Genomic DNA, 12,759 nt, shown 5'->3' with positions numbered 1-12,759 from the left:
AGCGCTCTGCCTCACCCCCCACCGTGACGGAAGGACCGTAATTCCCTTGAATTCCATACGTGTTCGGATCGGCGTCCTCTCAGTGGCCGTGCTGGCCGGACTCTCGGCTCCCACGACAGGAGCTGCCGCCGCCCAGTCCGCGCCGGCGCCGACCGTCGAGGAACAGCGCCTCGACAAGGCCGTACCCCAGGAGATCCTGCGGCGCTCCGGATTCGACGCCGCGGCGGCGGAGTTCGCCGACGACCTGGCCGGCGCGCGTTCCTACGCGCAGGCCCACCGGGTCGTCACACGCGAGGGGTCGGCGCTGTGGCGCAGGGCGGTGGACCGGGCGCAGGGGCGCGGTCCGGCGGGCGGCGATCTGAGCCGGGACGACGATCGGCCGCTGTACTGGGCGCGGTTGTCGATGACGCGGGACGTGCGGACGTGGGAGCCGGAGTTCGGGCTGAGCGACGTCCAGCGGGGTGCTCTCATCGGCGCGTTGGAGCGGGTCTCGCGTGGCCAGACCGACATTCCCCATACGGCCGGTGCGGCCGGGGCTGGCATGAAGCGGATCCTCGTCACCGGGTTCGACCCGTTCACGCTCGACCGGGACATCCGTATCTCCAATCCGTCCGGCGCCACCGCGCTCGCCCTCGACGGCGCGGTGATCGAGACCGCGGACGGGCCGGCCCGGGTGGAGACCGCCATGTTCCCGGTGCGGTGGCAGGACTTCGCGGACGGGACGGTGGAGCGGGCGCTGCGGCCGCATCTGAAGCAGGTCGATCTGTTCACGACCGTGAGCCAGGGGCGCGTCGGGCGGTTCGACGTCGAGCGGACCAACGGGGCCTGGCGGGGCGGCTTCCAGGACAACGACAACATCGGGCGGACCGAGACGATCCCCGTGGCCGATCCGGCCTCGCAGCCGCAGTGGACCACGACGACGCTGCCGTACCGGGAGATCGTCGCCGCGAACACGGGGCGGTTCCCCGTGTACGACAACACGAGCGTGACCGAGATCCCGGCGGGCGGCACGACGGCGGTGGTACGGCCGGACGGACCGACTCCGGGCTCCACCGCGCGGGCCGGCGGCGGCGGGGACTACCTCTCCAACGAGATCGCCTACCGGGCGACGCTGCTCCGGGACCGGCTCGGGCTGCACGACTCGCTGCCGGGCGGGCATGTGCACACGCCGGTGCTGCAGTTCGGGGCGGGCAACACGGATCCGGCGTCGGGGGCGGTGACTGATCCGGAGTTCGTGCGGAACCGGCTGGACATCATCGCGCAGGTGCGGGCGATTTTGGCGGCCGCGGTGGAGGCGACGGAGAGTTCGTAGGCACCCGGCGTCGGGGCGGGCGTCCCTGGGGGCCTGCGGCCCCCAGACCCCCGCTTCGGCCCTGAACGGGCCTCGTCCTCAAACGCCGGACGGGCTGGTACGCGCGGGCCGGTCCCCAGAGGGGGAGGCACCTTCCCCGTCCTGCTCCTCCTCCGTCTCCTCCCCCATCAGCTCCCGCGCCATCAGCGTCGCCCCCGCCACCGCGCCCGGCATCAGGAACACCGCGACGAACGGCACCAGGAAGGCTGCCGCGAGGGGGGCTCCGAAGCCCCAGATCAGGGTCTTGCGGGAGCGGAGCACGGTGAGGCGGTCGCGGAGTTCGACGCGGCGGCGCTGGAGGGCGACCGCCGTGAGTTCCTCGGTGAGGAAGAAGCCGGTGACGAAGACGCCGATGACCGGTACGGCCGTCTGGCCGACGACCGGGATGAAGCCGAGGGCGAAGAGCAGGACGCCCCACAGGGCGGCGCGCAGGACGATCCGCAGGCTGTCGCGGCCCGAGATCCACAGCTCGCGCCAGAGCGGCAGGCCGGACTCGGGGGCCGTGCCGTCGGGAGAGACGTCCCGGTCGACCTTCTCGGAGAGGTTCTCGTAGAAGGGCTGGCCGATCAGCAGGGTGACCGCCGTGAAGGTGATGACGGACAGGAGCAGGCCCAGCGCGAACAGGACGGCGGTGAGGAAGCCGCGGAACAGGCCCTGCCACGGGCTCGACCAGTCGTCGGCGAACGGCGTCGACCAGGACACGAAGTCCTCGCCCCAGAGCGCCAGCCCGACCAGCGCGGCCACGTAGAGCACCATGGTGATCAGGCCGGGGATCAGCCCGAAGCCGTACTGCTTGCCGTGCCGGGCCACCCACCGCTGGCCCCTGAGGAGATACGTCAGACCTGCCCGGAGATCACGCATGACCGAACTCTATCGGTCGGGTCATGGCCGGTAGCGTGCGCCCTTGTGGACGCTGGTCAACTACTGGGCGCTCGAGCTCTGGGCTTGCACAACGGGCATCACTGGCGATGATGCTGCGCTTGCGTCCAGCCCCACTGCGGCGTGTGTGCTCCGGTGGTGGGGCAGGGGCCGCTGACAGGACCCCGCGTCGCCACAACTCCCGCGCACGGGCGCGGATGTTGCGGGAGCCGTTACGGTCTGCGTGCGCAACGACGCCGCAGCTCCGGCACGCGAACCGGGCCTGACTCACCCGGTTCGCCTTGTCCATGTGCCTGCAATCGGCGCAGGTGCGGGAGGTGTACGCCGGATCGACGTAGACCACCGGCACTCCCGCCCGCCGGGCCTTGTACGCGATGAACGACCCCAGCTGGGCGAAGGACCAGCTGGCGTGGGTGGCCCGTTGGGGCCTTCGAAGCCGTACCCGCTCGCGGATGCCCGTCAGGTCCTCCAGGGCGATCCCGCGACCGGTGCGTTCCGCCTCGGCCACCACATGCTTCGCGATCTTGTGGTTGATGTCCCTTGCCCGTCGCGCCTCCCTGCGCCTGCGCTTCTTCAGACGGCGGTTGGCGGACGGGGTGTTCTTCTTCTGCAGCTTGGCCCGCAATTTCCGGTCCCGGGCGCGGACGCGGTTCAGCTCGCGTCCGGCCATGATCTCGCCGTCGGACGTGGTGGCGAGGTTCACGATTCCGAGGTCGACACCGAGGAAGTCCACCGGATCGGTGCTCTGCTCGGCTTCGGGCACTTCGCAGGTGGCATTGAGGAACCACATACCGTCCCGACGCACGAGATCGGACTCACCCTTGCGGTACAGGGCCAAGGTGGCCAACTGCTCGGCACCGGCAGTGAATGCCACGTCTTTCATTCGCCCACCCAGCGTCCAGATCGAGATCAGCCGCTCGCCGATCTGCCAGGACAGCATTCGGTCGTCGTATGGCTGCGCACCGTCGGGACGGAACACGATCGGCTTCTCGGTGGCCCTCCGGTATCGCGGGGAGCCCGGCCGCCCCAGGTTTCCGGCCCTCAGGGCCCCCTTCAGCACGGCGTACGCGTCGCATGTCTTCTTGATCACGTGCTGGGCAGCCTGCGCACCCAGCCGCCACCGTGCCTTGATCTCGCCGTAGGTGTGATCGCGCAGCGCGAAGTTCCGCTTCACATCCTTTTCGAACGCGACCTGACTGACCCAGGTGGCCGCCTCGTTGCAAGCGCGCAGGGTCATCTCAAGTGCCGTCGCCTGTACGGGCGTCGGCAGCAGCTTCACCTGCACCGCCAGCTTCACACCCGCGACGCTATCCGGCCCGCGTGACGCCCGCATTCGAACACCGAGCATTCCTCGGATCCGGCCCCGGCCACACCCGGCGCTCCTCCCCTGCATCCGTGACAGCAAGTCCCCCTTGTTGCGGTTGAGTCGAACAGGTACACCTCGCCGTACCGATCTCAGGAAGTTCCGAGGAGGTACGCGTGCGCACGACGAGAACCGTTTCCGCGAGACCCGTTCCTGCCAGGCCCGTTTCCGCCCGATCCGTTCTGATCACCGCCCTCGCCCTCACCACGGCGGGCTCCCTGCTCCTCACCCCGCACACCGCCGTCGCGGAGCCCGAGCCGCCGGGGCATCCCTCGGGCCGCCCCCCGGTCCACCGCGAGGCCGCGCTCGACCGGGAAGCGGCGCGGACGCCCGCGAGCGCCGCCCAGCGGGCCCTCGGCACCGCCGAAGCGCCCTCATCAGCGATCGCCGACGACAGCCGCGGGTATCCGCGCCGGCAGGTCCTCACGCCCGACCCCGAGAACCCGGCCGACAAGTCCATCAAGCTCGGCCTCACCCCGTACCACGCCATCGCGCCGAAGCTGAACGCCCTCCAGGCCCTCGGCGACCGCGTGAGCGTCGAGGTCGCGGGCCGCTCGGCGGGCGGGCACCGGCTCTACCTCGTCACCGTCACCGCGCCCGAGACCGCCCGCCAGGCACGCACGCAGGCGTGGATGCGCGAGCTCATCGAGAACGCGCCCGCCCTCGCCGCCAAGTCCCCAGAGGTCAGGAGGAGTTACAAGGCGCCCGTCTTCCTCAACAACAACATCCACGGCAACGAGTGGGAGGGCACCGACGCCAGTCTGAAGCTCATCGAGCGGCTCGCCACCGCCACGGACGCCAGGACGCGCGACCTGCTCGCCCACAGCCGCCTGTACTTCAACATCACCGCCAACCCGGACGGCCGTATCGCCGGAACCCGCGCCAACGCGGGCGGCTTCGACATGAACCGGGACTTCGTCACCGCCTCGCAGCCAGAGACGCGGGCGATGCGGCAGATCATGGTCGACAAGCAGCCGGCCGTCATGCTCGACCTGCACGGCTACGTCAACGGCACCCTCATCGAGCCCACCACTCCCCCGCACGGCGAGAACTACGAGTACGACCTGTTCCTGAAGAACACCTACGCCAACGCCCTGCGCATGGAGGCCGCCGTCAACGGCCTCGGCTACACGCCGGCGAAGGACGGGGTCGAACCCGCGCAGATTCCCTTCCGGGACCAGGAGGAGGGCTGGGACGACTGGCCGCCCATCTTCACCCCGCAGTACGCGGCCTTCCACGGCACGGTCGCCGCGCACACGGTGGAGATCCCGATGCAGGTGAACAACAACGCCTACAACACGCTGCCGCAGACCGAGCTGCGGCGCCGCTCCGCGATCAACGTCGACGTCGCCGGGGCGGCCCTGCGCGCCACCCTCGACTTCGTCCGGGAACGGCGTACGTCACTCGTCGCCGACCAGATCGAGGTCTTCCGGCGGGGAGCCGCGGGCGCCGCGCAGGTGCCGGTGTCCGAGGAGACCGTCCCGGGCGTCCCCGGCATCGGCCCCGAGGACGTCTACACGACCACCTTCCCGCGCGCCTACGTCATCCCGGCCGGCACCGGCGCCCAGCGCTCGGCCCCTGCCGCCGCCCGCCTCGTCGACCACCTCCTCGCCAACGACGTACGGGTCACCCGCGCGGACCGCTCCTTCCGGCTGGGGGGCCGGACGTACGCCAAGGGCTCGTACGTCGTCGACATGCGCCAGCCCAAGCGCGGCCTGGCGAACGTGCTCCTCGCTGACGGGCGGGACATCAGCGACAAGGTCTCGGCGATGTACGACATCTCGGGCTGGAGCCTCGGCCGGCTGTGGGGCGCGGCGGTCGAGACCCTGCCGGGCATGCCCTACGGCGCCGCCCTGCGCCCCGTCCGTGCGGCGGCCCCCGTCGCGTACGTCGCCCCGCGCGGTGACCTCCGGCTGAGGCTCGACGACCCGAACGAGGTCGCCGCCCTCAACTCCTTGCTGCGGCAGGGCATCGAGGTACGCCGGGCCGCCGACGGCAGCGCGATCGTGCCGGGCTCGGCGCGACGACAGGCCCTGGCAGCCGCCCGTGCCTACGACGTCGCCTTCCACGCGACGCAGCTCACCGGCACCGCCCCGCTGCACCGCACCCGCGTCGCCGCCTCCGTCACCGCGGGCGAGCTGTTCGCGCTGCGGGAGATGAACTTCGAGGTCACGCCGGTCTCGACGGACGTGCTGAACGCAGGGTTCGACTGGTCGTCGGTGGACGTGCTGTTCGTGTCGGCGGGGTTGGAGTACGACGACCTCACCGCCCCCGCCCGTACAGCCCTCGACGCTTTCCTCGACGGTCACGGGCTCGTCGGGAGGGGTGCCACCGGCGCCGCGCTCAATACGGCGACGGGACTGCTGGCGGCGAAGCCGGTCGAGGGCAACGGGGACGCCAACGGTGTAGTACGCGTCGTGAATTCGGGCAGCACTCTGATGTCCGGTGCTCCGGGCCACGGCTTCGTCTACGCACCCGTGTGGTTCACCGACCTCGGTCCGGGCGTGCGGGTCGAGCAGGCGTACGCGGCCGGGAACCCGCTCCTCTCCGGGCACTGGCGGGCGTCGGCGGACGGCTCCGGCGGGCCGGCGGACGCGGCGGGGCAGGCGTCGGTGGTGAGCGGCACGGGAGCCGTGCTGTTCGGCACGGAGCCGCTCTTCCGGGACCATCCCAAGGGAGAATTCGCCCAGGTCGGCAGGGCGTTGTTCAGCATGGCGCAGGCCAGTGGCACCACATGAGGAGAGCGGATGACACCAGTGATCCACGGCACCGTAGTGGACGGCTTCGAACGGGTACGTGAGGAGTTCGCCGCGTTCGTCTCGGGTGAGCTCCCCGACTACGAGGGCCAGTTGTGCGCGTACGTGCACGGCCGGAAGGTCGTCGATCTGTGGGCCGGTGACGGCTGCGAGGCCGACTCCCTCTACGGCGTGTTCTCGTCCAGCAAGGGCGCCGCTCACCTCGTGGTCGCGCTCCTGATCCAGGAGGGCACGCTCGAACCGGACCGCAAGGTGACGTACTACTGGCCGGAGTTCGGTGCCGAGGGCAAGGGCTCGCTGACCCTGCGCGATCTGCTCGCCCACCGGGCCGGGCTGGTCGGGCTCGACGCCGGGTTCACCGACGACGAGCTGGCCGACGACCGGGCCATCGCCGAACGCCTCGCCGACCAGCGGCCGTTCTGGCGCCCGGGCACGGCCTTCGGCTATCACGCGCTCGTGGTCGGCGCGCTCACCGGCGAGGTCGTACGCCGTGCCACCGGCCGTACGCTCCAGGAGGTGTACGAGGAGCGGGTCCGGGCGCCGTACGGCCTGGGCTTCCACCTCGGGCTGCCCGCGGACCTGGATCACCGCTACCGGTCCGTGCAGCCGATGGCCCCGACGCCGGAGCAGCAGGCGGTGCTGGACTCGGTGCCGCAGGGGCCGCACACGCTGTCGTCCATCGCCTTCAACACGCATGTACCGGAGCCGGGGGGACTGGCGGACTACCCCAACTCCCGTACCGTGCGCGCCAAGGGTCCCGCATCGGCGGGCGGCGTCGCCTCCGCGCGCGGGCTCGCCGGCATGTACGCGGCGGCGATCAGCGAGCTGGACGAACGGCCGCCCCTGCTCAAGCCGGACACCATCGCCGAGGTCGGTCAGATCCACTCGACCGGGTACGACCTGGTGGCCCGGGCCCACAAGTCGTACGCCCTCGGCTTCCAGGCGACGGCCGACACCTGGTACCCGTTCCTGGGCGCCGGCACCTTCGGCCACAGCGGCGCCGGCGGCTCCCAGGCCTTCGCCGACCCCCGCAGCGGCCTGACCTACGGCTACACCCGCCGCCGCTGCGCCTTCCCGGGCGGGGCGGCACCGGAGAACCAGCGGTTGGTGAGGGCGGTCCATTCGGCAGCGCTGGCGAGCTGAGCAGCGGGCACGACAGAGGCCGCACCCCATGTGTCCAGGGGTGCGGCCTTTTGCCGTACGGATCGAACCGGCTCAGACCAGCGTCACGGTGATGTTGCCGCGGGTCGCCTTCGAGTACGGGCACACCTGGTGGGCCTTGTCGAGCAGGTTGCGGGCCGTCGCGGCGTCGACGTTCGGGATGGCCGCCGAGATCTCCACGATGATCCCGAAGCCGTCGCCGTTCTTGCCGATGCCGACCTTCGCGGTGACGGTCGAGCCCGTGATGTCGGCCTGCTCCTGGCGGGCGACGACGCCCAGGGCGCCCTGGAAGCAGGCGCTGTAGCCGGCCGCGAAGAGCTGCTCCGGGTTGGTGCCGGCGCCGCTGCCGCCCATCTCCTTGGGCGGGTTGACGACGACGTCGAGCTTGCCGTCGTCGGTGGCGACGCGGCCGTCGCGGCCGTTCTCGGCGGTGGCGACGGCGGTGTACAGGACCTCGGACTGCTGGATGGACATGCGGTGTCTTCCTCCTCGGTCCGCCGCGACTCGCGCCCACGATCGCGACGGATTTCGGAAAGAAGTTACCGCATGTCGGAAACCCAGCACAGGGCCCGGCCCAGTCCTACAGCTGGACGATCATCTTCCCGGTGTTGTCACCGCGCAGCACCCCGAGGAACGCCTCCAGGTTGTTCTCGATGCCCTCGACGAACGTCTCGCGGTACTTCAGCTGCCCCGAGGCGACCCAGGGGCCGACCTCCTGGACGAACTGCGACTGCAGGTCGTAGTGGTCGCCGACGAGGAGGCCCTCGATGCGGGCGCGGGTCGCGATGAGGCGGGCGAGGTTCTTCGGGCCGGGGGCGGGCTCGGTGTTGTTGTAGACCGAGATCATGCCGCAAATGGCGATCCGGCCATGGAGGTTGATCTGCCCGATGGCGGCCTCCAGGTGGTCGCCGCCGACGTTGTCGAAGTAGACGTCGATGCCGTCGGGGGCGGCCTCGCGCAGCTGCTCGGCGACCGAGCCGTTCTTGTAGTTGAAGGCGGCGTCGAAGCCGTACTCCTCCACGAGGAGCTTGACCTTCTCGTCGGAGCCGGCGGAGCCGATGACCCGGGAGGCGCCCTTGAGCTTGGCGATCTGCCCGACCTGGCTGCCGACGGCACCCGCCGCGCCGGACACGAAGACGGAGTCGCCCTCCTTGAACACGGCGGTGCGCAGCAGGCCGGCGTAGGCGGTGAGGCCGGTCATGCCGAGGACGCCGAGGTACGTGGACAGGGGCGCGGCGTCGGGGTCCACCTTCACGGCGTTCTTGGCGTCCACCGCGGCGTACTCGCGCCATCCGAAGAAGTGCAGGACGTGGTCGCCGACGGCGATGCCCTCGGCGTTGGACTCGACGACCTCACCGACGGCGCCGCCCTGCATGACCTTGCCGAGCTCGAAGGGGGCGACGTAGGACTTGGCGGCCGACATGCGTCCGCGCATGTACGGGTCGACGGAGAGGTACTTGTTCCGTACGAGCACCTGGCCCTCGCCGGGGGTCGGCATCTCGGCCTCGACCAAGGCGAAGTCCTCGGGCTTGGGCCAGCCGACGGGGCGGGAGAGGAGGTGCCATTCGCGGTTGATCATGGGAGGGGTGCGCCTTTCCGTGCGTACGTTTTTACTTCAGTACCTGAAACAACCATGCTCCTGAATATTTCAGGATGTCAAGTAATGGGGGTACCCTGAGAGCATGGCCACCATTCCGCAGAAGACCCATGGTCCCGATGACATGACCCTGGAAGTCGTCGACCTCATCGGCTCGGTCGTGGCCCGCTATCACCAGGAGTACGAGGAGGCCGCCGCCGAGCACGCCCTGACCGGCGCGCAGGCGCGGCTGCTGAGCCTGCTGTCGCTGGAGCCGCTGCCGATGCGGAAGCTGGCGCAGCGGCTGCGCTGCGAGCCGTCGAACGTGACCGGCATCGTGGACCGCCTGGAGTCCCGCGGGCTGGTGGAACGCCGGCCGGACCCGGCGGACCGGCGCGTGAAGCTGGCCGCGGCGACCGAGGAGGGCCGCCGGGTGGCACGCAGCCTGCGAGAGTCCCTGCGCTTCGCCCGGGAGCCGCTGGCGGGGCTGTCGGACCAGGAGCGGCTGGCTCTGCGGGACCTGCTGCGGCGGATGCTGGACGCCTGACCGGCTGGAGTCCCGCGGCGGGGTGGCGGACGCCGGCCGAACCCGGCAGACCGGCACATGACGCCGACGGCCACGACCCAGGCGGGCCACCGGGGCCCGGAACCACCGGCACTGAAGGACCTGCCGCGGCGGATGCGGACGCCTGACCCGGCCGGAGTCCCGCCCGCGGGCAGGCGGACGCCGGCCGAACCCGGCAGACCGGCGCATGAACCGGCCGCCACGACCGATGCGGGACGCCGGGACCCGGAACCACCGGGCACTGGAGGGCCTGCTGGTGTGGATGCTGGACGTCTGGGCCCCCGCCCGCTCGGGGATCGCCGGTGGCCGGGTGGGCTGATCGCTTGCGGGCGGGCCGGTCCGGGGCGACGATCGGATGGTGGGTGTTGAGGGTGTCATGTCGCTCGGGCATCCACGAGGCGTGTGATGGGTACGAAGTCACGCTCGGCAGACGGGAGCCACGGCGATGCCGTCATGAGGGCGGTGACCCCGGGCGGTGACCCGGTTCTCGCCGCACGGTTCGCCGTGCCGACGGTGCCCCGGACGTTCGTGCGCAGGGGGCGGCTGCTCGATCAGCTGGCCGAGGGTCTGCGCACTCCGCTGACGCTGGTGAACGGGCCCGCGGGGGCCGGCAAGACCCTGCTGGTCGCCGACTGGATCACGGCCCGCGAGCCGGGGGACGTCGCCTGGCTGACGGTGGAGCCGGAGGACAACGCCCCCGGCGTGTTCTGGGCATACGTCCTGCATGCCTTCCGGCACCACGGAATCGCCCTCCCCTCGGACATCGGCAGCCCCGCCCGCCCCGGCGAGGTGGACCACTCGCTGCTTGCGCGGGTCGCGGCCTGGCTGGACGGACGGGACAGGCCGGTGACCCTCGTCCTGGACGAGTTCGACCGGGTGGCCGGGTGCGCCGAGGTGGCCGACGGACTGCAGTTCGTGCTCCGCCACGCGGGCGACGGCCTGCGCCTGCTGGTCATCAGCCGTACGGAGCCGCTGCTGCCGCTGTACCGCTATCGGGCCGCCGGTGAGCTCGTCGACATCCGGGGCGCCGATCTGGCGTTCCGCGCCGAGGAGACGGCGGCCCTCGCCGACCGGCACGGACTGGCACTGTCGGGCGCGGGCGCGCGCGTGCTGACCGCGCGCACCGGAGGCTGGGCGGCGGGACTGCGGCTGTGCACGCTGGCCGCCCAGCGCGCCGACGCCCCGGAGGCCTTCCTCGCGGAGTTCGAGCCGGGGCACAGCACGGTGGCCGACTTCCTGCTGGGCGAGGTGCTCCGCGCCCACCCGTCCGACACCCAGGATCTGCTGCTGCGGGCGAGCATCCTGGAGGAGATCCACCCCGATCTGGCCAACGCCCTCACCGGCCGGGTCGACGCGGAGCCGATCCTGGAGGGCCTGCAACGGGCGAACGCGTTCGTCGAGCCCATCGGGCACTCCTGGTACCGGCTGCACCCGCTGTTCGCCGAGATCCTGAGGGTGCATCTGGGCGTCCGCCATCCCGGCCTGGAGCCCGAGCTGCACCGCACGGCCGCCCACTGGCTGAGCCGGGCGGGGCTGCTCGACGAGGCCCTGTCGCATGCGGCGGACGCGGGTGACTGGGAGCTGGCCGCGGACGAGTTCATCGGCCGGCTGGCGATCGGCCGGCTGCTGACGGGGCTGTCCGCCGAGCGGCTGGACGGCCTGTTCGCCAGGATGGCGCCGGAGACGTCGGGGCCGGCCCCCGATCTTGTGCGCGCGGCACGCGAGTTGGCCCACCACGACGTCGAGCGCGGCGTCACCTACCTGGGGCGTGCGGAGCAGAACCTGCCCGACGACGACTCCGACGACGCGGCCGCGGTGCGGCTGAGCTGCGCGGTGCTGCGGGTGCTGGCCGCGCGGGTGGCGGGTTCCGCGGACCTGGCCGAGCTGGCGGCGAAGGCCGCCGCGGAGGCGGAGCGGGCCCTGCCCGCCGACCGGCTGGATCAGTGCCCGGAGCTGACGGCCCTCATGCTCACCGACCTCGGATCGGCGCAGCTGTGGGCGGGCCGCTTCGATGCCGCGCGCTCGACGTTGTCCGAAGCCGTCCGCTCCCCCCAGGAGCCCTCGACGGCCTTCGCCCGGCACGAGGCGCTCAGCCGCCTGGCGCTGATCGACTTCCTGCAGGGCCGTCCCGGCCACGCGGAGTCGCATGCCAGGGGCGCGGTCGCGGAGGCGGAGCACTCGGGGCTGCCGGTGTCCGACCGCACCGGGATGGCCCAGCTCGTGCTGGCCGCCGTGGCCATCGACCGCGACGACCTGGCGGCGGCGCAGGGCCACCTCGACCGGGCCGCCGCCACGTCCGCCGCTTCCCGCGATCCCGTCGTGGCCGTGGAGCTGGCGATCCTCCGTTCGCGGATGCTGTTCGCGAAGGGGGACCCCCGCTCGGCGCTGCTGGCCCTCGACGACATGGCGAAGCAGCCGCTGGTCTCCGCCGAGCCGTCCCCGTGGGTGAGCGACCGCATCGCGATGGCCATGGCCGCGGCGCACCTGGCCGACGGCGATCCGAAGGCCGCGGTGAAGGTCTTCGAGGACCGGCCGGCCCACGGCCCGGAGAGCCTGGTGGCGGAGGCCAGAGCACGGGTCGCCGCCGGTGAGGGCGAACGGGCCCTGCGCATCCTCGACGAGCTCGAACTCCCCGAGCACCGCGACCCCGGGCCCGTCATCGACGTATGGATTCTGCTGACCCGTGCGCAGGCCGCCGACGCGCTCGGCGACTTTGCCGCCGCCGAGAGCCTGCTGCTGCGAGCCCTGGCCGCCGCGCGCCCGCATCACCTGAGGCGGCCGTTCCTGGACGCCGGGTCCTGGGTCAGGCGGCTGCTGCTCCACCGGCCCGCGCTCGCGCGGGAGCATGCCTGGCTGACCGGCACGCCCGCTCCCGGGCGCAAGGAGCCCGTGGGCCCGCGCCCGGAAACGCTCAGCGCGCGGGAGCGGGACGTACTGGAGCGGTTGGCGCAGCTCATGTCCACCGAGGAGATCGCCGCCGACCTGCATCTGTCCGTGAACACGGTGAAGACGCACCTCAAGAGCATCTACCGCAAGCTCGCCGCCACCCGGCGCGGCGAGGCGGTCCGCCGGGCCCGTGAGTTCGGACTGCTGTGACGTGTCACCTCG

The 12,759-nt window shown here is 71.7% G+C and carries 10 protein-coding genes; 6 read left to right on the top strand and 4 right to left on the bottom strand.

From position 1 onward, the window contains the following. The first annotated feature begins 46 nt into the window (after positions 1-46). On the top strand, positions 47-1,312 hold the full coding sequence (locus OHT51_RS29450) for a pyroglutamyl peptidase (protein ID WP_328881935.1): 1,266 nt from the start codon (positions 47-49) through the stop codon (positions 1,310-1,312). 78 nt (positions 1,313-1,390) lie between these two features. On the opposite strand, the gene OHT51_RS29445 is transcribed toward OHT51_RS29450, so the two are convergent. Beyond that, positions 1,391-2,212 (bottom strand): EI24 domain-containing protein, encoded by an 822-nt coding sequence (locus OHT51_RS29445; RefSeq protein ID WP_328881934.1) that lies wholly within the window; start codon positions 2,210-2,212, stop codon positions 1,391-1,393. Continuing rightward, on the bottom strand, positions 2,205-3,527 hold the full coding sequence (locus OHT51_RS29440) for an RNA-guided endonuclease InsQ/TnpB family protein (RefSeq protein WP_328881933.1): 1,323 nt from the start codon (positions 3,525-3,527) through the stop codon (positions 2,205-2,207). Before OHT51_RS29440 ends, OHT51_RS29445 begins: the two co-directional genes overlap by 8 nt. 182 nt (positions 3,528-3,709) lie before the next feature. On the opposite strand from OHT51_RS29440, the gene OHT51_RS29435 reads away from it, so the two are divergent. Further along, on the top strand, positions 3,710-6,331 hold the full coding sequence (locus tag OHT51_RS29435; protein WP_443052593.1) for a M14 family zinc carboxypeptidase: 2,622 nt from the start codon (positions 3,710-3,712) through the stop codon (positions 6,329-6,331). Between the two features lie 9 nt (positions 6,332-6,340). After that, the gene (locus OHT51_RS29430; RefSeq protein ID WP_328881932.1) at positions 6,341-7,492 is read left to right on the top strand and encodes a serine hydrolase domain-containing protein; all 1,152 of its coding nucleotides are present in this window, start codon (positions 6,341-6,343) and stop codon (positions 7,490-7,492) included. A gap of 72 nt (positions 7,493-7,564) precedes the next feature. Here OHT51_RS29430 and OHT51_RS29425 read toward each other — a convergent pair whose 3' ends face one another. Together OHT51_RS29425 and OHT51_RS29420 are read right to left on the bottom strand one after the other, a co-directional pair. Continuing rightward, positions 7,565-7,984 (bottom strand): organic hydroperoxide resistance protein, encoded by a 420-nt coding sequence (locus tag OHT51_RS29425; RefSeq protein ID WP_328881931.1) that lies wholly within the window; start codon positions 7,982-7,984, stop codon positions 7,565-7,567. 106 nt (positions 7,985-8,090) lie between these two features. Next, positions 8,091-9,089, bottom strand: coding sequence for an NADP-dependent oxidoreductase (locus OHT51_RS29420; protein WP_328881930.1), 999 nt, complete (start codon positions 9,087-9,089; stop codon positions 8,091-8,093). Positions 9,090-9,192: 103 nt separating this feature from the next. Here OHT51_RS29420 and OHT51_RS29415 point away from each other — a divergent pair, with 103 nt between their 5' ends. From OHT51_RS29415 to OHT51_RS29405, 3 genes are all read left to right on the top strand, one after another. Beyond that, positions 9,193-9,633 (top strand): MarR family winged helix-turn-helix transcriptional regulator, encoded by a 441-nt coding sequence (locus OHT51_RS29415; protein ID WP_328881929.1) that lies wholly within the window; start codon positions 9,193-9,195, stop codon positions 9,631-9,633. A 205-nt stretch (positions 9,634-9,838) separates the two neighbouring features. Then, positions 9,839-9,970 carry a hypothetical protein gene (locus OHT51_RS29410; RefSeq protein ID WP_328881928.1) on the top strand — a complete coding sequence of 44 codons (132 nt, stop codon included), beginning with the start codon at positions 9,839-9,841 and terminating at the stop codon, positions 9,968-9,970. A gap of 134 nt (positions 9,971-10,104) precedes the next feature. Then, positions 10,105-12,747, top strand: a complete 2,643-nt coding sequence (locus tag OHT51_RS29405) for a helix-turn-helix transcriptional regulator (protein WP_328881927.1) — start codon at positions 10,105-10,107, stop codon at positions 12,745-12,747. Positions 12,748-12,759 lie beyond the last annotated feature (12 nt).

It is taken from the genome of Streptomyces sp. NBC_00299 (genome assembly GCF_036173045.1).
In the GTDB taxonomy this organism is placed as follows: Bacteria; Actinomycetota; Actinomycetes; order Streptomycetales; family Streptomycetaceae; genus Streptomyces; species Streptomyces machairae.
The sequence above is the reverse complement of the archived record's forward strand: the minus strand, read 5'-3'. Positions and strand labels throughout refer to the sequence as shown.